The sequence below is a fragment of the Ochrobactrum sp. XJ1 genome (genome assembly GCF_024701725.1).
Lineage (GTDB): Bacteria > Pseudomonadota > Alphaproteobacteria > Rhizobiales > Rhizobiaceae > Brucella > Brucella anthropi.
The window spans coordinates 121789-148416 of record NZ_VDGD01000003.1 but is presented as its reverse complement, the minus strand read 5'-3'; the positions used below and the strand labels follow the sequence as shown (position 1 = coordinate 148416).

Below are 26628 nucleotides of genomic sequence, written 5' to 3'. Positions count from 1 at the left end.
AAGCGCTTTCACCATGCTTATCCTTGACGACATCTCCGTACGAATTGCCGGACGCCTCTTGATCGACCACGCCAGCGTAACGCTGCCTGCGGGGTCGAAGACGGGTTTCGTCGGCCGCAACGGCACCGGCAAATCCACGCTGTTTCGTGTGATCACGGGCGATCTTGCGCCGGAAACCGGCAGCATCTCGCTTCCGAAAAATACCCGTATCGGTCAGGTGGCGCAGGAAGCGCCCGGCACCGAGGACGCACTGATTGAAATCGTCATGAAGGCGGACAAGGAGCGCACAGCACTTCTTGAAGAGGCCGACACGGCAACCGATCCGCACCGCATTGCGGAAATTCATACACGCCTTGCCGATATCAATGCGCATTCGGCGGAAGCTCGCGCAGGCGCCATTCTGTCCGGTCTCGGTTTCAACGCCGAAGCACAACGCCAGCCTGCGTCCGCCTTCTCCGGCGGCTGGCGCATGCGCGTCGCCCTGGCCGCAGTTCTTTTCGCCGAACCGGACCTGCTGCTCCTCGACGAACCGACCAACTATCTCGACCTTGAAGGCGTGCTGTGGCTGGTCGACTATGTGAAGCGCTATCCGCACACCGTCATCATCATCAGCCACGACCGCGATCTTCTGAACTCGGCGACCAGTTCGATCATGCATCTCGACCAGAAGAAGATCAGCTTCTGGCGCGGCAATTACGATCAGTTCGAGCGCCAGCGTCACGAAATGCTGGAATTGCAGCAGAAGGCCCACGCCAAGCAGGAAGCCCACCGCAAGCACATGGAATCCTTCGTGGAACGGTTCCGTGCCAAGGCCACCAAGGCCCGTCAGGCACAATCGCGCATGAAGGCTTTGGAAAAGCTCAAACCAATCGAGCTTTATGTTGAAAGCAATGTGCAGCCGTTTCGTTTTCCAGACGCTGACAAAAAGACGGCATCGCCTGTCATCGCGCTTGATAATGCCGATGTCGGTTATGTGCCCGGCAAGCCGGTCCTTCGCAATGTGACCTTGCGCATCGACAATGATGACCGCATCGCCCTCCTCGGCTCGAACGGTAACGGTAAGTCAACGCTTGCAAAGCTGATTGCCGGTCGTCTGACGCCGGAAAAAGGCACGCTCACGCTTTCGCCGAGCCTGAAAGTCGCATTCTTCGCACAGCATCAGATGGACGATCTGATTCCTGAAGACAATGCCATCGAGCATGTGCGCAAGCTGATACCGATGGAACCGGAAGCGAAGGTGCGCGCGCGCGTTGCGCAGATGGGCCTGTCGACCGAGAAGATGCTGACGCCGGCCAAAGACCTGTCTGGTGGCGAGAAAGCGCGCCTCCTGATGGGACTTGCGACCTTTCATGGTCCCAACCTGTTGATCCTCGACGAGCCGACCAACCATCTCGACATCGACAGCCGCGAGGAGCTTGTGCATGCGCTCAACGCTTTCAACGGCGCGGTTATCCTGATTGCCCACGACCGCCATCTTATCGAAGCCACGATGGAACGACTCTGGTTGGTCCGCGAGGGCGGCGTGAAGGCGTTTGAAGGCAATCTCGATGAATACCGACAGATCGTTCTTGCTGATGCCAAGGGAGAACCGGCTGCTGACCGCGACGATAACGCCAAGGTCAACAAGGCTGAACAGCGAAAGCTCGCCGCCCAGAAGCGCGAAGCCATGGCGCCGCTGCAGAAAAAGATCAAGGAAACCGAAGCCTTGATTCAAAAACTGCAGAAACAGATTCAAGGCTTCTCGTCGCAACTGGAAGACCCGGCGCTTTACGAGAAGGAACCCCAGAAGGCGGTCCGGATCAACAAGGACATGAGCGATACCCGTTCTGCACTTGCGGATGCAGAGGACAAGTGGCTGGAGCTTTCCACCAAATATGAAGAAGCTATGGCCGATTAAAAATCGGCCTTCTGTCTGTCGGCAGAGTCCTACGTGAACATAAGCAAGATCACGACCCCCAACAGGATCCAGCCGATGACACGCATGGCAACCGGCAGAGGGCGGGGCATGAACCGTACCGCGAGAAGCGCGAAAATGACGGTCAGAACGGGAAACCCGAAATAAAGGGCGGCGTAACCGCTCTGCCCTTCAAAAGAAGAGCCGAAGACGCCAAGCTTTTCGAGCGGTATCAGCGCAACCAGCGCTGCAAGAGCCGAAAGCAGCAACAGCAGCAACCTGTCGGAAATTTTGCAGAGCATCGTCATTGGTCAGCTCTGGGGACGCAAACGCGTGCGCATCAAAGCATAAAGACCGAATGCACCGAGGATCAGACCTATGGTCGTATAGACCTCGTCCGGCGTTTCCGCTCCACGACGCAATACGAGATCGGCTTTTGAAAGCTGAAGCCCATCCGTGTTTCCCTGCACCAGACGGAACGCATAAAGCCCTGGAATGACTGGATCGATATCCCCCGCACTCTGGCGCAGAACGCTGCCATCCTGCGGGCGGTCCGTATTGATGGACCCGCTCGTGGAGGCGAAATCGAGCCCCTGAGAGAGAACCGGCTGGCCGTCGCGGCTGACCGCAAGGGTCACCGCCGAGCGCCTTTCCGCAGGTACGTAACCCGGCAAAGGCGTTGCATCAATGAACACACGCACCGGCCCATCGTCCGCCGACAGCCTGACTTCCTGTATCTTGAAGCCGCTTTGGCGGTTTTCAAGCATGGTCCAGCGCCCGATTTCTCTGCCAGTGAAATGGCGCATATACCAAGGATAACCGATGGCGAGCCCGAAACCGGCGACGATCATCAAAATGAATAGCACTCGCGTCACGCTTTGCGCTCCCAACGGCGATCGGGCGTCTGCTGCCAGTAAGTCAAGTCGTGGCTCCCCGCCTTGAAATTTTTCCACTGCCCTCGGGCAATATCGAGCTGATCCTGATCGTGGCCGTCGAACATGACGACAAGACGTTCATAGGCATCCGCCCGTTCCAGTCCTGCGCCTTCAACGAGAAAGCGCACCGTCGCTCCATTCGGATTGGCTTCACTAGTGGTCAGCAGAACCGGCTGGTGTTCGGGATGAGGCTCTTTATCGGTGCCATGCGCCACGAAGGACGTATCGGAGAAGGTCCAGAGCAAACCATCCAGCGCATCGCGTCTTTCCTCGCTGACAGTCTGGATCGTGACGCGCCAGCCGCGCCCGAGCGAGCGCTCGACCAGACCGGGCAAGGCCTCATCGAGTGTCGATTCCGTCAGATGGTAGAAGAGAATTTCCGCCATGCACTATCCGTTTCGGGAATGGGTGAAGAAATTGATTCCGCTTCTCCACCCATCCTTTTGTTTGGAAAAGATTTTAGCTTTCAAAATGATCCCGGACAAGGCGGTCCAGCAGGCGGACGCCATAGCCGGAAGCCCATGTCTGGCTATACTCGTTTGCTGGCGACCCCATAGCCGTTCCGGCAACGTCGAGATGCGCCCAAGGGGTTTCGCCGACAAAGCGCTTCAGGAACTGTGCCGCCGTGATCGATCCGCCGTAACGGCCAGCGCTGTTCTTCATATCGGCAAACTTCGAATCGATCATCTTGTCGTATTCGGTGCCGAGCGGCAGGCGCCACAGCTTTTCGCCGGTCAACTGGCCTGCATCATAAAGCTGATCTGCAAGCTCGTCGTCATTGGAGAAGAGGCCGGCGTGATACTGGCCGAGAGCAACCATGACAGCGCCCGTAAGGGTGGCCAGATTGATGATGAAGCGCGGCTTGAAACGGTCATTCGTGTAGTGCAGCGCATCGGCGAGAACGAGACGACCTTCGGCATCGGTGTTGATGACTTCAATCGTCTGTCCCGACATGGATGTAACGATGTCACCCGGGCGCTGGGCATTGCCATCCGGCATGTTTTCAACAAGGCCGATAATGCCGATGGCATTGACCTTTGCCTTGCGTCCAGCCAGAGCGCGCATCAGGCCAGTAACGGCTGCCGCGCCACCCATGTCGCCCTTCATGTCTTCCATGCCAGCGGCAGGCTTGATGGAAATACCGCCCGTATCGAACACCACGCCCTTGCCGACAAAGGCAACCGGCTTTTCCTTGCTCTTCGCGCCCTGCCATTCCATGACAACCAGTCGCGGCGGGCGAACGGAACCCTGTGCCACGCCGAGAAGCGCGCCCATGCCGAGCTTCTTCATTTCCTTCTCGCCGAGAACCTCGATCTTCACGCCAAGCTTTTCGAGCTTTTCAGCTTCCTGTGCAAATTCGACCGGGCCGAGAATGTTCGCAGGCTCATTGACGAGATTGCGTGCCTGGATAACGCCGTCCGCAACCGCCTCAGCAACTTCAAAAGCCCGCTTCGCCGTGTGCGGATCAGCGACGCAGATGCTGATCTTGGCAGCGTGTTTCGGATCACCATTTTCCTCATTGTTCTTGCGCGTCTTGTAGCGCTCGAACTTGTAGGAGCGCAGAATCATACCAAGCGCGAGATCAGCTGCTTCGTCACCGGCAATGGTGGTTTCGGGCAATGCAAGCGTCACCGTTGCGCGCTCGGCTTTACCGATTCGTGAAAATGCAGCGCCGCCGATCTTCAACCAATCGTCATTGCCAAGCTTGCCCGGTTCACCGACGCCGACCAGAACAATCTTGTCGACACCGCTGGACGTGGTTTCGATCGCCTCAGCGGTCTTGCCGAGAGCACCGGTGAATCCGGAAATTTCGGCAATGCGCTTGATCTTTTCCGCACCGCCAGCAGCCTGAGCCGCCTCATCCGCAAAGCCGCCGCCCTTGGCGACGAGGACGATGGACACGCCTTTTTCTGGTGCTGCAAAATCGCTGAAAGAGATCGAAGGACGTTTAGACATGACAACTCCAAACTTGGTGTCGATTTGAGAATGACACGATTGTGTCGCGACTTTTCCCCACTCATGTGAGACGAATATGGCGAAACAGCAAGAGTTGATGCCAGATTGTCCAGTTTTAGCCCGAGGAAAACCGTGCAGGACACAATTGCAAACCCGTCTTACCTGCTCCGCACAAAAACTGGTTGCCATGAGCCGACTCATCGCTCATTAACAGGGCCCATTAATGGGAGTAGCAGAGCTGGCATCTTCCTAATGCTTTTAGTAGTCTGTTAACCGCGTTTATTGGGCCAATCTTAGCCAAGCGTCATTAAGTTTAATGATTATCACGAGTGCTGCTGCCCTTTCGGGTGCGCGCTCCTTCAACGGAACCGGGATGTAGACTCCACCTATGCGATTGATTGAGTTGTACATCTTGCGCCGGGTGGCGATCATGTTCCTAGCAGTGCTCGGGGCGGCGGTCGGTATTACCTGGACTGTGCAGGTGCTCCAGCGCATCGACTTTCTGACCACTAGCGGACAGACATTCCAGACCATCATTCAGTTCAGCTCGCTGTTGATCCCGTCGGCCATCCCCCTCGTGATGCCGTTTGCGCTGATTATTGCAATCACTCAGACGCTTTCGACCATGAACCAGGATTCCGAGCTTGTCGTCATCAATGCGTCGGGCGCACCGCGCAGCGCGGTCATGCGTCCAATCCTGATTCTTGCAGCCGTCATTTCCGTCGTCTCGTTTCTCGTCGCCAATTATGTCGATCCCTATGCGCGCATGAACATGCGCGCGATGATTGCCAATGCCAGCGCCGACCTGATGAATGTCATCGTTCAGGAAGGCAACTTCCGGAAACTGGCGGATAATCTCTATATTCAGGTGGCGGAACGACGCGCCGACGGCAGCATTGGCGGGCTTTTCATTGCCGATTCACGCGATCCGTCGCTCGACCTCATCTATTACGCCGCAGATGGCGCGATTGCGTCGACGCCGACTGGCGACATGCTTTTGATGCAGAACGGTGAAGTGCAGCGGCGTGATGTGTCGGATGGCACCGTTTCGATCATCAAGTTCAATTCCTACGCATTCGATCTCAGCCAGTTCGCCTCGGCTGGCGACGATTTCGTTATCTACGCGAAGGATCGTCCGCTTTCCTACCTGTTGAATCCGGACCCGAACGATCCGATCCTTCAGACCCGTCCATTGCGCTACAAGGCCGAATTGCATCGCCGTCTGACGCAATGGCTCTATCCGGTTGTCTTTGCAATGATCGCACTGGCTTTTGCTGGCGATTCCCGCTCGCATCGCGAAGCCCGCGTATCGGCGTCCTTCTCGGCGATCAGCACCGCCCTTCTCGTCTATTGGGCAGGCTATTTCGCGTCCGATCGGGCCGACAAGGATGCAGGCTATATCGTCGTTATGTATCTCGTTCCTGCCGCCGTCATTCTTGTGACGGGCTTTGCGCTCGCTACCGGGCGACGGATCGGCCTGCCGGACAAATGGAACGACCGTATTCTCGACAATTTCGACAATCTGAGAAACCGTGTTTCGGAGCGCTATGCCCGTCTCACCGGACGTTCGCGCAATAAAGCCGGAGGTCAGGCATGATCGGCTGGACGCTTGGACGCTATTTCTTCATCCGCTATGTGCAGATCACACTCTATTTTCTGCTCGGTATCTTTGCATTGTCCCTGCTTCTCGACTTCACCGAGAATGCGAGCAAGCTTTCAAACCTGCCGGACTATTCGGTATGGGCTGCGCTTGGCCTTTCCGCCATGCGCGTTCCGTTCATCATGCAGCAGATGATCCCGTTCGTTGCCTTGTTTTCCGCAATGGCGACGCTCATCTCGCTCAACAGAAAATACGAACTCGTTGTCGCCCGCTCCGTCGGCGTTTCCGCCTGGCAGTTCCTTCTTCCTGCCTGTTTCGGCGCTTTCCTGTTTGGCCTTGCCACGATCTTCATCCTCAATCCGTTTGCTGCCTACGGCTTTGCCAAGGCCGACGAGATTGCATCGACGTGGAAGACCGGCAAGGTTACCGACGTTTCCGCCTTGCGCGATCCATGGCTTCGCCAGAAAACGGATGAAGGCGAAACCATCATCGGCGCAAAAAGCATTCTGGATCAGGGCGCTACGCTTGCTGACGCGACATTCATTCAGTTCGATGAAAAGAAGAACATCAAGGTCCGTTACGATGCGCGGACTGCGCAGCTGAAGGACGGTCATTGGGAGCTTACCGACGTGACGCGATTCGCGCGCGGCGAAGAACCCCAGAAAATGGCGAGTTTCCAGATAGAGACGCAGCTGCGCCCAGAATATGTGGAAGAGAAGCTCGCGACGCCCGACACGATCCCCTTCACGCAGTTGCGTCACAAGATCGAAGTCGCGCGTTCGTTCGGTTATTCGGCAAACGCATTTGACATGCAATACCAGTCACTTCTGGCATTGCCGGCATTGCTGATGGCGATGACTCTCATTGCTGCAACAGTGTCGTTGAAATTTGTGCGATTTGGTCAGTCAGGAGCGATGATTCTGGGTGGCGTTATCGCAGGCTTCATGCTTTATGTCGTTTCGGTGCTGGTGAAGGCATTCGGGAATGCGGGATTCGTTCCGCCGTTCGTGGCTGCCTGGGTTCCGGTTGTTATCGCGACATTCTTTGGTGTCTCCTTTCTGTTGCATAAGGAGGATGGTTAGTGGGTTTGAGTAACGCCCGCATGGTATTGCCCCATTCGCTCTCGCGTCTTGCGCGCGGGACGGCCTTGGCGTGCGTCCTTGCTTTACCTTTCATTTCTGTCGCAGCCCTGCCCTCTCCTGCATCGGCACAGGACGCTCTCGCATCCAATTATGAGAGCGATCCGAATGCGCGCATGCTTCTGCAAGCAGACGAGCTCGTCTATGATCGCGACATCAATACCGTCACGGCTCAGGGCAAAGTGCGTATCGAGTATGACGGCAACCATCTCGTCGCCGACAAGGTAACCTATAACCAGCAGACGCGGCGTATGACCGCGACGGGTAATGTTGAAATCGTCGAACGCGACGGCAACAAGATCTACTCCGAACATATGGATGTCACCGACAGTTTCCGCGACGGCTTCGTGAACGGCCTTCGTGTCGAGACGACGGACAACACCCGCTTTGCCGCCGAAAGCGCTGAACGCAGCAACGGCGAAATCACGACGTTCAACAATGGCGTCTATACGGCCTGCGAGCCCTGCGCGAAAAATCCAGACAAGCCTGTTCTCTGGCAGATCAAGGCGCGCAAGATCATCTGGAACAGCACGACGAAGACGGTTCGTTTTGAACATGGCCGCTTCGAGTTCTTCGGCATGCCGCTTGCCTATTTTCCGGCATTCGAGATGGCAGACCCGACGGTGAAGCGCAAAAGCGGCTTCCTGTTTCCGGGTTTTTCCTACAAGGATGATCTGGGCGTCGGCATCAAGAACTCATATTTCTGGGCACTCGCACCGAATTATGACGTCACGCTTTCCACGACTGCCTACACCAAGCAGGGCTTCCTGACCGAGGCTGAATGGCGTCATCGCCTGGAAAATGGCACCTACAATCTTCGCATCGCGGGCATTCACCAGAACAAGCCGGGCGAATTCGATGTAAACACCGTTGACCGCGAAGAAGACAATCGCGGCATGGTCGCATCGAAAGGCGATTTCAATCTTAATTCGCGCTGGCGTTTTGGTTGGGATGTGATGGCACAGACCGACCGGAATTTCAGCCGCACTTATTCTCTTGACGGCTACGGCGCCGAAACTCAGGTTTCGAAGATATACCTCACGGGTATTAATAACCGGAATTATTTCGACCTGAACTTCTACCGTTTCAATGTGCAGGAATCTCTCTTGTCGGATAATCCGAACGAGATGCATTCGAAGCAGCCTTGGGTTTTCCCAAGTCTGGATTATTCCTACACGATGCCTGAGCCGGTCTATGGCGGTGAGCTGAACTTCAATACCAATCTGCAGGTTCTTTATCGTCAGAATGCAAATTATACGCCTCTCGGCACGAGGTTCCCTCGCGTTCCTGGCTTCGACGGAACCAATGCACGTCTGACCACCGAAGCGGAATGGAAGCGGACGTTCATCACGCCTGCCGGTCTGGTCATCACGCCGTTGCTGGCACTGCGCGGCGACGCCATTGGCGCCAATACGAACTTCAATCTGGCAGATGCTGGCTATACGGATGCACTCGTGCGTTCAGAAGCGCTTCGCGCCATGGCAACCGCAGGGCTTGAACTGCGCTGGCCGATCCTGTTCTCGACCACCAGCTCAACCCATATCATCGAACCGATTGCCCAGCTTTATGTTCGCAACAACGAACGCTATGCAGGGGAGTTGCCGAATGAAGATGCCCAGAGCTTTGTCTTCGACGCGACGAACCTGTTCTCGCGTGACAAGTTCTCCGGTTATGATCGTGTTGAAGGTGGCACCCGTGCCAATCTCGGCGTCCGCTATTCGGGCAACTTCAACAATAGCGATTGGGCGCTTTATGCTCTCGGCGGTCAGTCATTCCAGCTGGGTGGCGTAAACTCCTACGGCACAAGCGATTTCGTGAATGTCGGCGCAGATTCCGGCCTGCAAGATGCCCGCTCCGACTATGTGGCCATGATCGGCACGTCCAACTCGACAGGCCTTGCTCTGGCTGCTCGCGGACGTTTCGACAAGGACAGTTTCGCAGTTCAGCGTGGCGAGCTTGAAGCCCAGCAGAACTGGCAGAAGCTGACAGTTTCTGCACAGTACGCCTATATCGCGCCGCAACCGGCCTACGGATATAGTGATCTTCGTCAGGAGATTACCGGTTCGGCAACAGCGCGTATCAATACGAACTGGCGCGTCTTCGGCTCAGGCACCTACGATATGGTATCTGAAACCTTGGTCCGCGCATCGTCAGGCCTCGCTTATGATGATGAGTGCTTCACGTATTCCATGGCTTATGTCCAAACCCGCAATCCGGGTGATGATAAAGCGTCCCATAGCGTTGGCTTCAACATTTCGCTGCGCACCCTCGGCGACATAGGCAGCGGCAATCAGACTTTCTAATCTTGATGGACCGGAAGCGTTGGAAATGCTTCCGGTCTTTCCATTTAATGCGACAAAGAAATTTGCTCATCAAAGCCTGATTTGGCATCCATTCTTCAGTATTCAGACGATACAAGCTTCCTAAAATAGCTTTTGGGTCATTGTTTCGCCGCACTAGCTCATCTATACAGGCAGCTTATGATCAGCCGCTGATATGATTGCTTGTTGGGCTGAATAGCGGCAATGACTATAATGGGATATGTCCGGTAAGGATTGTCGTTCGTCGACCGGAAGGAATCGGGAAAGAAAGATGATGATTGCAAGACCTCTCTTCGCCTCCATGCTGAGCGCCGCAGTTTGCCTGACGACGCTTGGAACCGTTGCGGTTCCGGCATTTGCTGCAGGTGCAGGGTCCGAGGTCAAAGTCATCGTTTCCGGCAATGCCATCACGAACAGCGACATTCAGCACCGCGTCGCGTTCCTGAAGCTGCAACGCAAGGGTGGCAATCTCAGTCAGGTCGCGAAAGAAGAACTGACCGATGAAATGTTGAAGCGCATCGAAATGAAATCGCGCAGCATCAACATTACCGACCAGCAGGTCGATGAGGCATATGCCGGGTTTGCCAGCCGCAACAAGATGAGCCTGGCTCAGCTCAATCAGTTGATGAACCAGTCAGGTGTTACGCCTGACCATTTCAAGAAATACATCATGGTCCAGATGGGCTGGGGCCGCCTCGTCAGCGCCCGCTTCCGCGCGACCGGCATGGTCAGTGAACAGGAAGCCGTTCAACGCATGTTGAAGGATGGCGGTAAGAAGCCTGTGGCAACCGAATATCGCCTTCAGCAGGTCATTTTCGTGATCCCCGCTTCCAAACGCTCTCCTGCCCTGCTTTCCAAGCGCAAGCAGGAAGCCAATGCGCTTCGCTCGCGCTTCCAGAGCTGTGACACGACCCGTCAGCAGGCCAAAGGCATTCTTGACGTGACCGTCCGTGATCTCGGCCGCATCATCGAACAGCAGTTGCCGAACGAGTGGGCGAAAGCGGTCAAGGCAACATCCGTCGGTGGCACGACCCCGCCACAGGAAACCGAAAAGGGCGTGGAATTCCTGGCAGTCTGCTCGACCCGCCAAATATCGGATGACCGCGTTGCTCAGCTCGTCTTCTCCATGGAAGGTGCGGATTCCCCTGCCGGCCAGGAAAAGAAAGCCGAACAGCTCAGCGAGAAATATCTGAAGGAACTGCGCGAAAAGGCGACGATCGTTAATCGCTAAACCGACCGGACGGTTCATCCGTCCTCTATGGAATATGACGTGATGTCCGCCGCACCTGTTCCTCCCCTCGCCATCAGCATTGGCGACCCTTCTGGCATCGGCCCCGATGTTGTGCTTGCAGCCTGGCTTCAGCGCAGCGAGCTTTCGCTGCCGCCTTTCGCCTTGCTGGCAGATCCGCTGCAACTGGCTGCCCGTGCGCGACACCTCGGTCTTGATGTTGAGATAGAGGTTATTTCCACTATATCTGCCGCAAGCAGTGTCTTTTCTCGTGCGTTGCCGGTGCTTCCGCTCGGGAACAAGCTGACGGACAATGTCGGCAAGCCGTTACCAGAAAACGCTGCAGGCATCATCGAAGCCATCGAGCGCGCGGTCGCGCTCACACTGAAAGGTGAGGCTTCGGCAGTCGTTACCTGCCCAATCTCGAAGAAACCGCTTTATGAAGCCGGGTTTCAGCATCCCGGCCATACGGAATTTCTGGCGGAACTGGCAAGCAAGCATCTTGGAAAGCCTGTTACGCCGGTCATGATGCTGGCCGGGCCACAGCTTCGCGCCGTTCCGGTCACCATACACATTCCGCTTTCCGAAGTACCTGTACGCTTGCGTACTTCCGATATCATCGAAGTTTCGCGGATCACCGCCACCGAACTGCACGAACGGTTCGGCATCGCATCACCGCGTCTGGCCATATCCGGACTCAATCCACATGCGGGCGAAGGTGGAGCCATGGGCAAAGAGGATGATGCCGTCATCCTTCCCGCAATCGAGGCGTTGCGCCGTGAGGGGATCAATGCGCGCGGCCCCCTGCCCGCCGATACGATGTTTCACGCGCCAGCCCGCGCAACCTATGATGCTGCGGTCTGCATGTATCACGATCAGGCTCTTATCCCTGCCAAAGCGCTGGCTTTCGACGAAACCGTGAATGTAACGCTCGGGCTTCCCTTCATTCGCACATCGCCAGACCATGGCACGGCTTTTGACATTGCGGGCAAAGGCATCGCCCGCCCGGACAGCCTTGTCGCGGCTATTCGCCTTGCGCAAGAACTGGCTGAGAATGCAGCCAACGGACATTAACGAGTACAAATGGCATGAGTATTGATGGCCTTCCCCCGCTTCGCGAGGTAATCGAACGGCACGATCTGATGCCGAAGAAATCGCTCGGCCAGAATTTCCTTTTCGATCTCAATCTGACATCGAAGATCGCCCGCCAGGCAGGGAATCTGCAGGACCAGCCCATCATCGAAGTTGGTCCAGGTCCCGGCGGACTGACCCGCGCACTTCTTGCCCAAGGCGCTTATGTCACGGCGATCGAGCGCGATGAACGATGCCTTGATGCTCTTGCCGAAATTGAGGCCCATTATCCGGGTCGTCTGCGCATCATCTCAGGCGATGCTCTTGAGCAGGATTTTTCGGCATTATTTCCAGATGGGCCAAAGCCGCGCATCGTTGCCAATCTGCCTTACAATGTTGGCACGCAGCTTCTGCTCAACTGGCTGCTGGTCGAGCCATGGCCCCCTTTCTATTCGTCGATGACATTGATGTTCCAGCGGGAGGTCGCCGAGCGTATCGTCGCGACGCCTGACAGTGATCATTACGGACGTCTGGGTGTGCTTGCCGGGTGGAGAACTGTTTCGAAGATCAGCTTCGATGTGCCGCCGCAAGCATTTACACCACCGCCAAAAGTGATGTCGTCAGTCGTCCATATCATCCCGCGTGAAGACCCGCTGCCTTGCAATGCGAATGCGCTCGGGCAAATCACGCAGGCCGCCTTTGGACAGCGTCGCAAGATGTTGCGCCAGAGCCTGAAACCGGTTGGCGGGGCCGAGCTTCTTGAGAAGACAGGCATCGACGGAACACGCCGTGCCGAAACGCTCAGTGTGGAAGAATTCGTCGCGCTGGCAAACGCCTATCGCCCGATCAAATAGTTAGAGCGGTTTACTGCTCTAATGACGGTCACTTTTCCCGGTGGCTGCCTTCGCCGCTTCGGGCGCAGCAGGCATGACTGGCAGCTTCATTTCATTGACGATCTGCCCTACATGGTCGATCTCTTCACGGAAGCTGTTCAGGGACGAGCCAGTCAGTTTTTCACCAGCGTTGAGACGTGCCGTCAACGGATTGACATACTGATCGCCGACCTTGAGCTCATAATAGAGGTGCGGGCCGGTTGAATACCCCGTCGACCCGACATAGGCGATCACCTCACCCTGCTTGACGTGTTCGCCAACCTTCAGGTCTTTTCTGGCCGCTGAAAGATGCGCATAGGTCGTGCTGTAGCCACCCTGATGACGGATACGGACATATTTTCCATATCCCTTCTGATACGAGATAAGCTCCACCACACCGTCACCCGCCGCAACGATGGGCGAGCCGATTGGCGCATCGTAATCCACGCCATTATGGTGTTTGCGAACATGCAGAACGGGATGTATGCGCCAGCCAAAACCATCATTGAGACGGCCATTCGGAAGAGGTTTCTGCATGAGATATTTCGTCATGGAGGAGCCGTCTTCATTAAAGTAATCCGCACCGCCATTGCCTTCATGACGATACAGGCGGCGGCTTTTCCCATCCGTTGTGAACTCGACAAAAACCAGTTCCGGTTCCGTCTCCGCACTTTTGCGGAAGAGCAGGTCGATCAAGTCCGGTCTTTTACCACCATTCAGCGAAATACCATTCTGTGAAGCCAGCCTCTCGACTTCACCGACGATCGCTTTCGGTGCGCCCGCCTGTGCCAGCCGGGACGGAATGGAGCCGCTACTGCTGACCTCATTTTGTGGGTGGTAGGCTGTCAGCATCGCATCGCGCGACAGTCGTGCAAAAAGGCGTTCATTGCCGGTAGCGCGAAAAACGCCATCGTCGGCACGTCCATAGACAGCTTTATCGATATCGCCATGCTCGAAGCGCGCAAGCGCGATGTGCTGTTCGCCATCAGCGCCAGCGTCTTGCCCCGATTTATCGACCAGCAGTTCCAGACTGTCACCGGGTACCAGTTCAGTTCGAGCCAGAGCCTCCTCAAGCCGCTTGCTGTCCTCGATTGCTATGCCCGCTGCCTGCAACAACGCGCCCAATCGTTCGCGTGACTGCGGCGCGACAATAATTTCATGAACCTTGGCTTTTGTTCCTACGGCTGGTCTGGCGAGACTGACATTGACCGGAATACCCCGCTCCAGTGCTTCTTCGGCTGGTTCCGAACGAGATTTCAGCGAGGAAATTCCTCCGCGAAGCGCATCATCAATCACGGCGCGTTTCGAGCCTTTGACGTCAAGAACCACGTGCTGGTAGGTGTAAAGGCGCGCGTCGCCGTCCTCGACGCCTTCAGCTATGTCGATGCGTCTTGATACCCGACTTCCGGGGGCAATACTTCCTTCCGGCACCAGTCGTGCTTCTTTCGGTGCAGCGCGGTTCCTTCTCAGTGTAATTGTATTGAACATAACCGGTTGTGCGGGCCGCCCATGCCGCACCAGCCGCCCTGTCGTAAACAAAAATCCGCCCCCGGCAATGACGGTAGCGGCTGCCAGTGCCAGACAGAACCGCAGATGTGTATGCAGGGAAAACCGGACCTGCCGGAATGGTCTCAGACTGCGGGAAGAAAGCGGCTCGCCCTTGAGGGCAGCTCCGAAGGACGCAAAATCTGGCTCCGCCGTCGCAGCAACTAGTCTTTCGTTTGCTGGCGCTGACCAGAAGACCATCTTAAATAATTCTCCGCCAAGGATTATCGGCGGAAGAGTGGCAAAGACAGCGGCCAAAATAAGGCTTCTGGCGGGATATCCACCAGAAGAGAATCACATTCAGCGAATTGTGAAGATCAGGCCTTCACCCGCCCCCGGCGATGTTCGACCAGCATCGACCATGTATAGAGCGCAAGACCGGCCCAGATCAGCGCGAATGCACCGAGCTGAGCGGTCGAGAACGGCTCATGGAAGATGAAAATCGCAAAGAAAAACAACATCGTCGGCGTCATGTACTGCATGAGGCCAAGCGTCGTATAGCGCAGCAATTTGGCACCACCTGCATAAAGGATCAGCGGGATGGCAGTGAAAGGCCCGGCCAGAAGCAGCATCGTCACGTTAAACGCTGGGCCGGTCGAGAAATGGTCCTGACCGTTTGCGGCCAGCCACAGCACATAGCCCAGCGCCGGAATGCACAGGATGAGCACTTCAAGTGTGAAGCCCTGCAGCGGCGGCATTGGCAGTGACTTGCGGAAGAAACCATAGAGGCCGAAAGTCAGTGGCAGCGCCAGCGATACCCACGGCAAACCGCCTGCATTGACGGTCAGCAGTATCACTGCAGCGAAAGCCAGTCCCACGGCAACATATTGAACCCTGGTCAGCCTTTCGCCGAGGAAGAGACCGCCGAGGACGACATTGAACAGTGGATTGATGTAATAGCCGAGCGCTGCACCCATCACCTGATCATGAGCCACAGCCCACACATAGATCGACCAGTTGATAGTGATAAGCCCGGCTGTCAGAGCAGCCATGGCCAGCATACGCGGCTGGCGCACGGCGCTGAGAATGCCTTTGAACTGGCCCAGAGCCAGCAAAAGCAGCAGCGCGACCGGAACCGACCAGATCACGCGATGCGACACGACTTCCATTGCCGGGATGTGGCCAAGTGCCTTGAGATAGAACGGTAGAGCGCCCCAGAGTCCATAGGCTGCCAAAGCCATCAGAAAACCGCGCGACCCGTCAGAAAGGCGCGTATCGGTGATGGTCTGGTCGGACATGCCTCTCTCCTCGGCGAAACTGAAGATGTCGCAAACCGATTGCGGCAGGCGAAGCATCAAACTTCACCTGCTATGCGCCCAACAACCCATAAAATCCATTCAATTAAACTGATCGAAGCATCAATCGCCGTGAACAGATAGGTTTACTCAGCAGCAGCCAGTCCGGCCATCGCGCGGTTCTTCATCAGCTTGTAATTGACCGAATCCATCAGTGCCTGAAAGGACGCGTCGATGATATTGTCCGACACGCCAACCGTGCGCCAGCGGGCACCGGTCGCATCTCCGGATTCTATCAGAACGCGCGTAATAGCCGCCGTACCGCCATTGAGGATACGCACCTTGAAGTCCACCAGTTCAAGATCCTCGATTTCGGCCTGAAAACGCCCGAGGTCCTTGCGCAATGCAATATCGAGCGCGTTGACCGGACCGTGCCCTTCGGCGACCGACATGCGCACCTCGCCATCGACCTCCACCTTGACCACGGCTTCGGAAACGGTCTTCAGCATGCCGTTGGCATCGAAACGCCGCTCGACAAGGCAACGGAAGGATTCGACCTTGAAGAATTCCGGCTGTGGCGTCAGCATATTGCGCGCGAGCAGCTCGAAACTCGCATCCGCGCCTTCATAGGCATAGCCTTCGGCTTCGCGCTCCTTGACCACGGCAATCAACGTATCGAGACGCACATCGTCCTTCGCAACGCGAATGCCCCGGCGTTCCAGTTCGGCGATGAAATTGGACTTTCCACCCTGATCCGACACCATGACACGCCGGCTGTTGCCAACGGATTCCGGTGGCACATGCTCATAGGTCTGCGGTTCCTTGAGCAGCGCGGAAGCATGAATTCCGGCCTTGGTCGCAAATGCGGAAGTGCCAGTATAGGGCGCCTGCTCCGTCGGCGGACGATTCAGGATATCATCGAAGGCGCGCGAAATCCGCGTGATCCCCTTCAGCGCAGCTGGCTTGATCCCCAGCTCAAAACGGTCTGCCCAATAGGGTTTCAGCGCCAGTGTAGGGATCAGCGAAACGAGATTGGCATTGCCGCAACGCTCGCCTATCCCGTTGAGGGTCCCCTGCACATGGCGAACACCCGCATCGATAGCTGCAAGCGAGACGGCGACCGCCTGCTCGGTGTCGTTATGGGCGTGGATGCCAAGGCTCTCGCCTGGAACTACAGCCGTCACGGCGGCAACAATTTCAGCGATTTCCGACGGTTGCGTGCCGCCATTCGTATCGCAAAGCACAACCCAGCGCGCACCTGCCGAATAGGCAGCCTTGGCACAGGCAAGCGCATATTCGGGATTGGCCTTGTATCCATCGAAGAAATGCTCGCAATCGACCAGCGCTTCCCGTCCTGCCATACGGGCAGCAGTGACGGAAGCGGTGATCGACTCCAGATTTTCCTCATTGGTACAGCCCAGCGCCAAGCGGACGTGATAGTCCCAGCTCTTGGCAACGAAGCAAACAGCATCGGCAGAGGCCTGAAGCAGACTGGAAAGGCCGGGATCATTGGATGCCGAAACGCCTGCACGCTTCGTCATGCCAAAGGCCACGAACTTGGCGCGAGCGGTCTGGCGACGCTTGAAGAAAGCCGTATCAGTCGGGTTGGCTCCCGGATAACCGCCCTCCACATAATCGACGCCGAGCTCTTCCAGCAGCGCGACAATCGACTTCTTGTCCTCCACGGAAAAATCAATGCCGGGTGTCTGCTGCCCATCCCGCAAAGTGGTGTCGTAGATATAGATGCGTTCGCGTGCCATTGTGCCTGCCTGTCGGTGGGTCTGCGGTCCGGTCAACCTTGCTGTTGCGGCCAGCTTTCAGTGTCGTAATCGGGATGCTGGTAGGAAATCATCGTTCGTACAAATTCGATGCTCTCCGGATCGCGTTCCGTTGTGTAGCCGGGAAGATTTGCAAGTTCCGGCACATAGGGCAGCTGCTTTTCGATGCCCCACTGAACCGTCGGCTCGATTTCCTCCGGCGCATCGAAAGCGCCTATGGCAAGCGCGATCCCGTCGGGCGCTTCGTAGGTAAGCGGCGTGCCGCATTCGGGACAAAAGCCCCGCTGTACATGATTGGACGAACGAAAGCGCTTCGGCTCGTTGCGCGTCCATTCCAGTTTCGCATCGCTCACCGAAACCAGCGGCGCATAGAAATTACCGAACGCTTTCTGGCACATGCGGCAATGGCAGATCGATGCGGAGCCCATCGCGCCGTCGACGCGAAAGCGAACCGCACCGCACTGGCATCCGCCGGTATAGATCGGTTTGTTATCAAGCGTCATATCATCCTCCCTGCTCCATAAGCTTGTTAGCCTACCACATCCCAGCTGGTTGTGCGTTCGCCCGTTGCCGGGTCCTTGCCATCCTTAAGCTGAACACCTTCCTGAAGCAGTTCGTCGCGAATGCGATCAGCCTCGGCCCAGTTCTTCTCATTGATGAAGCGCAGACGCTCCGCGATACGTGCTTCGATGGCTTCACGATCCACTTCCGCCTTTGCAAAGACAGGAATATCTTCAGCCATAACGAAATGCGGATCCAACAAGCCCAGCAGCGCCATGCCCTCGCCTAATCCGGTGATATCGCGTGCTTTGAAAGCCTTGCGCAATGCGGTGATCGCCGTCCAGCTGTTCAAATCGTCAGACAAGGCCTCAACGACTTCACCAACTGCAGTCAGCGTTTCCGGTACAGTGAACTTCCTGTCGCGCAGCAAGCCATACCAGCGATGCAGTTCGTCGGCGGATTCTGCCAGACGCTGCGCCGTCCAGTTGATCGGCTCACGATAATGCGTCTGTAGCATCGACAGGCGTGCCGCCAGACCGATCCAGCGATCACGCGCATCAACGTCATCCCATACGCCCAGTTGCGGCAGGCCTTCGTTCAGCACATCGCGAATGGTGATGAAATTGCCGAGCGATTTCGACATCTTCTGCCCTTCGACCTGCAAGAAGCCGTTATGCATCCAGATGTTTGCCATCCGCTCAGTGCCGAATGCGCAGCATGACTGCGCAATTTCGTTCTCGTGATGCGGGAAGACGAGATCGATGCCGCCGCCATGGATGTCGAACTGGTTCTTCAGCGGATCATCGCACTTCAATCCGCCACCAAACGGCTCAAGCAGCTTGGCCATCGACATGGCCGAGCACTCGATATGCCAACCCGGCCGGCCCAGCACCGCAATCCCCGCAGGAGACGACCAGCCCGGCTCGCCCTCTTTCGACGGTTTCCACAAGACGAAATCCATTTCGTCCCGTTTGTAAGACGCGACGTCAACGCGGGCGCCAGCCAGCATCTCATCCAGCGAACGGCGGGCGAGCGCACCATAGCGTGGCCCCTTCCGTTCATTCATGGCGGACGGCGAGAAGAGGACATGGTCCTCAGCCACATAGGCCACACCGAGCTTCACGAGACGATCGATCATCGCGCGCATCTCGTCCATATGCTCGGTTGCACGCGGCTGAACACTGGGCTGCAGATTGCCGAGTGCCGTCACGTCAGCCTGAAACTGCGCATTGGTGCTTTCCGTCACACGACGAATGGCTTCATTGAAGGCAAGATCAGGGTAATCCCGCGCGGCACGGGCGTTAATCTTGTCATCAACGTCGGTAATGTTACGCGCATAGGTGACATGTTCTGCGCCATAGACATGACGCAGCAGACGGAACAATACGTCGAAAACGATCACCGGACGGGCATTGCCTATATGCGCGAAGTCATAAACCGTCGGTCCGCAGACATACATGCGCACATTGTCAGCATCGAGAGGAGAAAACTCCTCCTTCATGCGGGTCAGCGTGTTGTACAGACGCAGTTGTGGCGCATAAGCCATTGTAAATATTCCCCAAATAGACCTGTGAAATCAGTGCGCAACTGACCGCAGCCGACTGGCCGGGGCGTTATCATCCAATTTTTATGAAAGGGAGACGAAAACGGCCGGGCCAGCAAACTGCTAGCCAATAATAATCGCACAAATACAAATGATCGTGGTCGGCGTTTTCATGGCTGCACTTATCCTCAGCAGGAGTGCTTCCGTCAAGAACTTTCGCTAAGCGGCTGATAGTTTAGTGAGATCACCAAGCATGTTGTATTTTTGCAACCTGCATATCCCCCTTTCCCGCGTTAACCGGAAAACCGCAAAACCGGCTCCAAACAGCCTTCATTCGGTCTCAATCAATCACAAAATGGTGAGCAGGCATTATCGAAAGGAAGGACCAATGTCTAAGAGTGAACTGCAACCCCGCCAAGACCGACTGGTTGATAAATACCGCGAAATCGGGCCTGCCGTGCTTGTTGCAGCATTGCTGAACGCAACGCGGCGCAGCAGCGACGGTCGTAACGACAATCGCCGGCGTTCCATTCTCGCCGTCAAGAAGACAGGCTGAAGAAGCTGATGTCGTTCAGCGCCGAGCCGCGCAGGCTCGGCGATCAGAGTCGGTGGATGCGTAACAAATAGCGCCAGTTCAGCAAGACTGGCGGTCACGGTCAGAACATCGAAAGCTGCCCGCCATTTCCGTCATCGGATTCGGGCTTGTTCTTTCGCTTCGGCTTTGCATGCTCCGAAGGAACCTGTTCCTCTACACGCTCCTGCAAATCGGGCGTCGTGTTGGCCACCTTGTTGACCTTGTCCGACACCGGAATTGCTTCAAAAAAATCATCCTGAGCCGGACGCATGATATCCGCCACTTCGCGCGGCAGAAAACGTTTGCAGTCCAGCCAGCGGGCAAAACCTTCCGGCTGCACAACAACAGGCATCCGTTCATGGATCGGCCGCAACAGGCCGTTGGCACTCGTCGTCAATATGCCTCCGGTATCGATCTGCGATCCGTCCGCACTGCTCCATGTCTCGATCAAGCCGCCAAAAGCGACAATTCCGCCCTTGCGCGGGCGCACCCAGTAGGCTTGAGCCTTGTTCTTGCCCTCACGGCGCCATTCATAGAAACCCGATGCCGGAATCAGGGCGCGCCGATGGTTCAGCGCCGCGCGGAACGAATTCTTCTCTGCAGCCGTCTCGGAGCGGATGTTGAACATGAGCGGCCAGTCGTTCGGGTCTTTGACCCATGACGGGACAAAACCCCATCGCACCAGCAAGCCGACGCGATCCGGCCTGTTGCTGCCCGGCGGCGGCGTTTCCCCGCCCAGAATAGTCAATATGGGTTGCGTTGGCGCAATGTTGTATCGTGGAGGAAAATCCTCTGCGATCAATGCGGCCGCGAAGGCTTCCAGCTCCTCCCGGCTTGCAGTCAATGAAAAACGTCCACACATGGTAGCCATGTTTAGCGTTTTTCTGCGCCGGTCAAGGGGTGCTTTTCCATTACCAACGGTGTAGCTCTAGCATGATGAAAACAGTTCCCGTAGTTCCGATACCTCTGAAGATTCATGGTGTTTCGCTGATCTGCAGACGCGAAGGGCGCTTCCTTCTGGTCGAGCGCGGGAAGGAGCCGTGGAAAGGCTGGCTTGCTTTTCCGGGAGGAAGTATCGAACCGGGCGAAACACCCGAAAAAGCCGCGATCCGCGAACTCAAGGAAGAAACGGCGCTTGATGCAAGGGCGCTATCTCACGTCATTACTGTAGATCTGGCGCTTGAGGGGAAGGCATATGACAAGAGCTATTATCTGTCTGTGTTCCGGGCCATCGAAGTTTCGGGGCAGGAAATTGCCGGAGACGACGCCGCATCCATTCACTGGCTGACGATAGAAGAAATGGCGTCCGCAAAGGTGACGGACAGTACCCTCGATGTCGCGCGCACGGTGGCGGAAAATGAAGACGAGCGCTTGGATATTAATCCTGTTTAGCGATCTGCCTTGAAGAGGCCCCGATTTATAGCAATAGCTCATTTTCAGGTGAGAGGTTTTCGATTGAAAAGCATTCCGTTTTTTCGACCGGCTATCTGCTTCTCGATCGCTTTATGGGTCGGGGCGGCATGTCCGGCTTCCGCTCAGGACGCGCCCTATGAAGGGAAGATGTTGCGGCTCGCCGAAATTCTCGGCTCGCTTCACTATCTGCGCAATCTGTGTGGCGAAGCTGGCAGCGAATGGCGAGATCGGATGGATGCGATTGTGACGGCGGAAAAGCCTTCCGAAGCCGAACGGGTGCGGCTCATTTCGAGCTTCAACCACGGGTATCGCGTGTTCAGCGACAATTATACCCGTTGCACCCCTTCGGCGCTTGCGGCGATTGATCGCTACATGAAGGAAGGCGAGGACTTGTCGAACGAGATCATCTCGCGCTATGGAAATTAACCAATCATTCACTCTTGTGCGGATTGACAGGATTAGTTCGTTCAAATCCGTGATAATCTGTTAACACTGTCTTAAGCAGGCAGTCACGTTGCCAGATGGTTGAGCTCCCGCGAAACGGTGAGACACCGACAGTGCAACAGAAAGGCGAAAGCCAGGATGAAGTCTATGGAACATGCACCGGCCGATCTGGACGAAATGATTGCGCGCGAGAAGAAACTCGTCGCAATCGAATATCACAACGAGGCCTGGGCAGACGGTATCTCTGAAGGTATCGAACCGGAAATCCTTGCCGAAGCAGCCTTTACGACCGCGCTCACTGAACTGATCCGTGAAGCGGGCGACGATTGTGCGCTGGAGCTGATTGAGAAAATGCGCGAACAGATTGTAGCGGGAACCTTCCTGCCGCAGCGCATTCTTCAATAGCATCGATAGAGCGCCGGTCGCGGGACCAGACCGGCGTAGCAGTTCCCTCCCGGCGTCCCTCTCCTTGCGCCAAATGTCATTCCCGATCAGGAACTTCGCCTCGCTCCGAGCTTTATTGGCCGGGTTATTCCTTGCCTGTGGCATTGCCTTGCCCGCAGCCGCGGCAAGCTCTTTTGACCTCGCGCTGGCGGACCAGTCGGACTTCCTGCAACGCCCCGGCGGCCGTGCAGTGACGGATGAAAGCGACAGCTCTTCCCCTATTCCCCTGCCTGGCGCGCTTCCTCGCGCGGTGCCAAGAGTGTCGCCAGACAACGCACCTGCCCCGGCTGCATCCTCCAAGCCCATGCCGGAAATCCACCGCGATTTCGACAAGCTGCCCGAGCCTGTGAGGCTGACGCGTGAGCGCATGCTGGAAGCTGCCCGCTCCGGCGACATTGAGCAATTGCGACCGCTCCTCGGCGTCGAGGACAAGGCCACCCAGCTCTCGCTTGAGGATCATGAGGAAGACGTTATCGATTTCCTCAAATCGCTGTCGGGCGACGAAGCAGGCCGTGAAGTTCTGGCAATCATCGTCGATCTACTGGATACCGGCTATGTGCATCTGAATGCAGGCAAGGACGACGAGGTTTATGTCTGGCCCTATTTCTACGCCATGCCCCTCGACAGACTGACGCCGCCGCAGATCGTGGAGCTTTTCGAAATCGTCACCGCCGGTGATTTCGAGGATATGAAGAAAGCAGGCGGCTATATCTTCTACAGTATCGGTATCGGGCCGGACGGTAGCTGGCGCTTTTTCACTGCGGGTGAATAGTCAGACCCCGAAACGTACCCGGCTCGGCGGCTCGTTGTAGATGCGTTGCCAGACCCGGCGAAACTGCCGTGCGGAAGCAAAACCCGCTTGCGCCGCTACATTCTCGATATCGAGCTCGGAATTCAAAAGCATCTCGCGCGCAAGGCTGATCTTGAGACGATTGACATAGTCGGTCACCGTCATTCCGGCATATTCATTGAACAGACGCGAGAAGTTGCGCGGACTCGCACCACCAATATCCGCCAGTCGTTCCACCGACCATTCCGCCGCCGGATCGTGCGCGATGGCATCCTGTGCGCGATGCACAACCGGATTCATATGGTTTCGCCCATCAAGCCAGGGCGATAGTTGCGGATCACTGCCACTGCGCCGCAGATAAACGACCAGATAACGCGCAACCGCCAGCGCCGTGGCGTGATCGGTCAGCCCTGCAACGATGTGCAGCATCAGATCGATGCCTGCGGTGATGCCCGCGCTCGTCAGCCGCTCGCCGTCTTCAACGAACAGCCTGTTCTCATGCACGCGTGCAGCAGGCGCCAGCCGTTCGAGTTCACCAAGCGTTAGATGGTGCGTGGTGCAGGAATAGCCGTCGAGTAATCCCGCGCGCGCTGCGAGCAGCGCACCGGAACAGATCGTCACCAGCCGCACACCGGGGCGAACTGCCCGGCGAAGCCATAGAACGATTTCATTTTCCAGTGCCGCATCAGCGGATCGGTGGATCTCCGCGTTTCCAAGCGGAATATCGGCAGCACCCGAAACAATGACCAGTGCGTCATCTGGCAAGGCTTCTGGCAAAGGCTCCACCCCCGCCACTGGCAGACCGATGGAACTAAGCACGGTCGATGCTGGCCCGATATAACAAACGTCGAACCGTAACTTATGCTGTTCAAGATTTGCCTTGCGCAAAACCTCCAGCGGTCCCGCCACGTCGAGCAGAAGCACACGCGGCGGGATTACGACATAAACCGGAACTACCCGGACAATGTCCGCTTGGTCACTCATGCTGCCTTCCGTTCTCCGGACGTGGCGAGCGCCTGTTCCACAGTTACGATACGAGCAAAGCGATTGACAAGAACAAGCTCGGTGCGAGCCTTGATGTCCGCAGCGCTCCACTCATGGCCGCTTGCGTCAGTCATGGGAAAGGTCAATGTCGCTTCACTGACGAAATCGACGTGATATCCAAAATCCGATGCCTGCCGTGTTGTCGTCTCGCAGCATTGCTCTGTGCGGATACCGGAAATCAGCACGCGACGGATACCATTGGCAACCAGCCACACATCAAGCCCGCTTCCCACCAGCGCGCTGTGGCGACGCTTGCGGAAAACCGCGTCGGGTTCAATCGACAGGGGCGAAATCGCCTTTACCAGACCCGATGCTTCCGAGAATGGGCCTTCATTCTCGACATGGAAAATCTGCACCACCGGAATACCGGCACGCCTGGCGCCATCGATCAGCGCCTGCTGGCGTTCAATATAGGCGCCAACCTCTTCGTCCCGGTAGTAAGGCCGGTGGCGGAATGACTCCTGAGCGTCGATAACCAGCAAAGCAGTATCTTGAGCGGACATTTTTGTTCTCCTTATAAAAAGACTATAGGGAGAGAATACGCCTTGCAACTTGGATCAAAAGCCACCTGACGGACAAAGAGCGGACAGATTACGCCAATACGTTGCCAGCTCCTTACCTTAAAGAAGATCACCAAGAGGAGGCGCATACTTTGCTGGCGTAAACTCGACGACGTCATAAGTTGCCAGTCCGTGTTGCCTGAAAGGATCAAGCCTCAGTATCGCGTCCAGCTCGCTCTTGCTGACTTTACCGCTTGCGAGGATCACGCCGCCGTCTCGTGGGTTTTTCGGCCCGGAAGCCAGGAAAACGCCATCCGCATATTGCCGGTCCAGAAATTCCCGATGCGCTTCGAGATGCCTCCCGATCTCCTCAAGAGGCTTGATGTAGGTCAGGTTGACAACGAACATGAGACGACCTTCAGCGATGCGGCAATGCCTCGAGGAATTCCACCGGCTCGCCCTTGTTGGCGTTGACGATCTCCGCTTCCCACATCACCTTTATGCCGCGCACGAAAGTGCCAATCGGCCATCCGGTAACAGTCTTGCCATGATAGGGTGTCCAGCCGGCTTTCGAACCGGCCTGCTCATGCGTGATCGTTTCGCGGCGCTTCATGTCCACGATGGTCAGGTCGGCATCGTAGCCGACTGCAATACGACCCTTGCGCGCCATACCGAAAATACGGTTCGGGCCATGGCTGGAAAGATCGACGAAGCGCTCCAGCGTGAGCCTGCCCGCATTGATGTGATCAAGCATGATCGGCACCAGTGTCTGCACGCCTGTCATGCCGGACGGGGAAGCCGGATAAGGCTTCTGCTTTTCTTCGAGTGTATGCGGAGCGTGGTCAGAACCGAGCACATCGACAATACCCTGATCGATGCCCTTCCATACGCCATCGCGGTGACGCTTGTCACGGACAGGCGGGTTCATCTGGATGAGATTGCCGAGCGTCTTGTAATCGTCTGCCGACAAGGTGAGATGATGCGGCGTTGCTTCGCACGTCGCGACATCCTTGTGATCTTTCAGGAAGTCGATTTCTTCGGCTGTGGAGATATGCAGTACGTGAATGCGGGCGCCGGTATCGCGTGCGATGCGCACAAGCCGTTCGGTGCATTGAAGTGCTGCAACTTCATCGCGCCAGACCGGATGGCTCGACGGGTCACCCTGCACGCGCAGGCCTTCGCGTTTTTTCAACCGGAACTCGTCTTCAGAGTGGAAGGCCGCGCGACGGCGCGTATTCTTCAGGATCGAACGAACGCCATCATCGTCTTCAACAAGCAGATCGCCGGTGGACGATCCCATGAAAACCTTGATCCCGGCAGCGCCCGGCAAGCGCTCCAGTTCAGCAACGTCGTTTGCATTGTCGCGCGTACCACCGACCCAGAAAGCGAAATCGCAATGCATGCGATGGCGGCCACGACGAATCTTGTCTTCCAGCGTCTCGGCGGAAGTGGTGAGCGGCTTGGTGTTCGGCATCTCGAACACGGAGGTCACCCCACCCAGCACGGCTGCGAGTGAACCGGTTTCGAGATCTTCCTTGTGTTTAAGGCCAGGTTCGCGGAAATGGACCTGGCTATCCACCACGCCGGGCAGAATATGCAGGCCGGTGCAGTCGATCACCTCACCTGCCGTATGTGTGGAAAGAGAGCCTATGGCAGCGATGCGACCATTGCGAATACCGACGTCGCGTTGGCCTATACCGTCGTGATTGACGATGGTTGCACCCTTCAAAATCGTATCGAATGTTTCGGCCATAGTTGTCTCCTGCCAGATTGATAGGACTTGCGAGCCTTTCCATTGGGG

26 protein-coding genes are annotated in these 26628 nt (G+C 56.5%); 12 read left to right on the top strand and 14 right to left on the bottom strand.

The features are described from left to right. The first annotated feature begins 13 nt into the window (after positions 1-13). Entirely contained in the window at positions 14-1897 is a 1884-nt protein-coding gene (locus tag FG152_RS06180) for an ABC-F family ATP-binding cassette domain-containing protein (RefSeq protein WP_498985510.1), read from the top strand. Positions 1898-1926: 29 nt separating this feature from the next. Here FG152_RS06180 and FG152_RS06175 read toward each other — a convergent pair whose 3' ends face one another. The 4 genes from FG152_RS06175 to FG152_RS06160 form a co-directional block, all read right to left on the bottom strand. Next, the gene (locus tag FG152_RS06175) at positions 1927-2202 is read right to left on the bottom strand and encodes a hypothetical protein (protein WP_029925217.1); all 276 of its coding nucleotides are present in this window, start codon (positions 2200-2202) and stop codon (positions 1927-1929) included. A 3-nt stretch (positions 2203-2205) separates the two neighbouring features. Next, the gene (bspB, locus tag FG152_RS06170) at positions 2206-2769 is read right to left on the bottom strand and encodes a type IV secretion system effector BspB (protein ID WP_498985508.1); all 564 of its coding nucleotides are present in this window, start codon (positions 2767-2769) and stop codon (positions 2206-2208) included. Next, the gene (locus tag FG152_RS06165) at positions 2766-3215 is read right to left on the bottom strand and encodes a DNA polymerase III subunit chi (protein ID WP_036585770.1); all 450 of its coding nucleotides are present in this window, start codon (positions 3213-3215) and stop codon (positions 2766-2768) included. Before FG152_RS06165 ends, bspB begins: the two co-directional genes overlap by 4 nt. 73 nt (positions 3216-3288) lie before the next feature. Next, entirely contained in the window at positions 3289-4785 is a 1497-nt protein-coding gene (locus FG152_RS06160; protein WP_036580666.1) for a leucyl aminopeptidase, read from the bottom strand. A 388-nt stretch (positions 4786-5173) separates the two neighbouring features. Here FG152_RS06160 and lptF point away from each other — a divergent pair, with 388 nt between their 5' ends. From lptF to rsmA, 6 genes are all read left to right on the top strand, one after another. Beyond that, complete coding sequence (gene lptF / locus FG152_RS06155; protein ID WP_010661667.1) at positions 5174-6382, top strand: LPS export ABC transporter permease LptF; 1209 nt, start codon at positions 5174-5176, stop codon at positions 6380-6382. Next, on the top strand, positions 6379-7467 hold the full coding sequence (gene lptG, locus FG152_RS06150) for an LPS export ABC transporter permease LptG (protein ID WP_010661666.1): 1089 nt from the start codon (positions 6379-6381) through the stop codon (positions 7465-7467). Before lptF ends, lptG begins: the two co-directional genes overlap by 4 nt. Before the next feature lie 20 nt (positions 7468-7487). Continuing rightward, positions 7488-9827, top strand: coding sequence for an LPS-assembly protein LptD (locus FG152_RS06145; protein WP_498985723.1), 2340 nt, complete (start codon positions 7488-7490; stop codon positions 9825-9827). Positions 9828-10116: 289 nt separating this feature from the next. Then, positions 10117-11076: a peptidylprolyl isomerase gene (locus tag FG152_RS06140; RefSeq protein WP_498985506.1), complete on the top strand. Its 960-nt coding sequence runs from the start codon at positions 10117-10119 to the stop codon at positions 11074-11076. Between the two features lie 42 nt (positions 11077-11118). Further along, complete coding sequence (gene pdxA / locus FG152_RS06135) at positions 11119-12147, top strand: 4-hydroxythreonine-4-phosphate dehydrogenase PdxA (RefSeq protein WP_498985504.1); 1029 nt, start codon at positions 11119-11121, stop codon at positions 12145-12147. 14 nt (positions 12148-12161) lie between these two features. Then, positions 12162-12998: a 16S rRNA (adenine(1518)-N(6)/adenine(1519)-N(6))-dimethyltransferase RsmA gene (rsmA, locus tag FG152_RS06130; RefSeq protein WP_010661662.1), complete on the top strand. Its 837-nt coding sequence runs from the start codon at positions 12162-12164 to the stop codon at positions 12996-12998. Positions 12999-13016: 18 nt separating this feature from the next. Here rsmA and FG152_RS06125 read toward each other — a convergent pair whose 3' ends face one another. The 5 genes from FG152_RS06125 to cysS form a co-directional block, all read right to left on the bottom strand. Further along, positions 13017-14762, bottom strand: coding sequence for a peptidoglycan DD-metalloendopeptidase family protein (locus FG152_RS06125; protein ID WP_498985502.1), 1746 nt, complete (start codon positions 14760-14762; stop codon positions 13017-13019). A gap of 116 nt (positions 14763-14878) precedes the next feature. Next, entirely contained in the window at positions 14879-15799 is a 921-nt protein-coding gene (gene rarD, locus FG152_RS06120; RefSeq protein ID WP_029925235.1) for an EamA family transporter RarD, read from the bottom strand. Positions 15800-15942: 143 nt separating this feature from the next. Continuing rightward, a complete protein-coding gene (gene cimA / locus FG152_RS06115) occupies positions 15943-17556 on the bottom strand; it encodes a citramalate synthase (protein ID WP_043062611.1) in 1614 nt (537 codons plus the stop codon). Between the two features lie 32 nt (positions 17557-17588). Continuing rightward, a complete protein-coding gene (locus tag FG152_RS06110) occupies positions 17589-18077 on the bottom strand; it encodes a GFA family protein (RefSeq protein ID WP_010661658.1) in 489 nt (162 codons plus the stop codon). A 26-nt stretch (positions 18078-18103) separates the two neighbouring features. After that, positions 18104-19621, bottom strand: a complete 1518-nt coding sequence (cysS, locus tag FG152_RS06105) for a cysteine--tRNA ligase (RefSeq protein WP_010661657.1) — start codon at positions 19619-19621, stop codon at positions 18104-18106. 385 nt (positions 19622-20006) lie between these two features. Here cysS and FG152_RS06100 point away from each other — a divergent pair, with 385 nt between their 5' ends. Then, positions 20007-20174 (top strand): hypothetical protein, encoded by a 168-nt coding sequence (locus FG152_RS06100; protein ID WP_010661656.1) that lies wholly within the window; start codon positions 20007-20009, stop codon positions 20172-20174. 100 nt (positions 20175-20274) lie between these two features. Here FG152_RS06100 and FG152_RS06095 read toward each other — a convergent pair whose 3' ends face one another. Continuing rightward, on the bottom strand, positions 20275-21054 hold the full coding sequence (locus FG152_RS06095; RefSeq protein ID WP_114048000.1) for an SOS response-associated peptidase: 780 nt from the start codon (positions 21052-21054) through the stop codon (positions 20275-20277). 74 nt (positions 21055-21128) lie between these two features. Between FG152_RS06095 and FG152_RS06090 the strand changes: the two genes are divergently transcribed. The 4 genes from FG152_RS06090 (at position 21129) to FG152_RS06075 (ending at position 23265) form a co-directional block, all read left to right on the top strand. Further along, complete coding sequence (locus FG152_RS06090; protein WP_181834062.1) at positions 21129-21584, top strand: NUDIX hydrolase; 456 nt, start codon at positions 21129-21131, stop codon at positions 21582-21584. A 72-nt stretch (positions 21585-21656) separates the two neighbouring features. Next, a complete protein-coding gene (locus tag FG152_RS06085; protein WP_373418758.1) occupies positions 21657-22031 on the top strand; it encodes a TIGR02301 family protein in 375 nt (124 codons plus the stop codon). 156 nt (positions 22032-22187) lie between these two features. Beyond that, entirely contained in the window at positions 22188-22454 is a 267-nt protein-coding gene (locus tag FG152_RS06080; protein ID WP_010661652.1) for a hypothetical protein, read from the top strand. A 73-nt stretch (positions 22455-22527) separates the two neighbouring features. Beyond that, entirely contained in the window at positions 22528-23265 is a 738-nt protein-coding gene (locus FG152_RS06075) for a hypothetical protein (RefSeq protein WP_029925242.1), read from the top strand. On the opposite strand, the gene FG152_RS06070 is transcribed toward FG152_RS06075, so the two are convergent. The 4 genes from FG152_RS06070 to FG152_RS06055 all read right to left on the bottom strand — a co-directional run bounded on the left by FG152_RS06070 (position 23266) and on the right by FG152_RS06055 (position 26580). After that, complete coding sequence (locus tag FG152_RS06070; protein ID WP_036585787.1) at positions 23266-24267, bottom strand: GlxA family transcriptional regulator; 1002 nt, start codon at positions 24265-24267, stop codon at positions 23266-23268. Next, complete coding sequence (locus FG152_RS06065; RefSeq protein WP_010661649.1) at positions 24264-24830, bottom strand: isochorismatase family protein; 567 nt, start codon at positions 24828-24830, stop codon at positions 24264-24266. The genes FG152_RS06070 and FG152_RS06065 overlap by 4 nt, the downstream gene beginning before the upstream one ends. Before the next feature lie 117 nt (positions 24831-24947). Further along, entirely contained in the window at positions 24948-25235 is a 288-nt protein-coding gene (locus tag FG152_RS06060; protein WP_036585790.1) for a YciI family protein, read from the bottom strand. A gap of 10 nt (positions 25236-25245) precedes the next feature. Next, positions 25246-26580, bottom strand: coding sequence for a dihydroorotase (locus FG152_RS06055; protein ID WP_498985500.1), 1335 nt, complete (start codon positions 26578-26580; stop codon positions 25246-25248). Positions 26581-26628 lie beyond the last annotated feature (48 nt).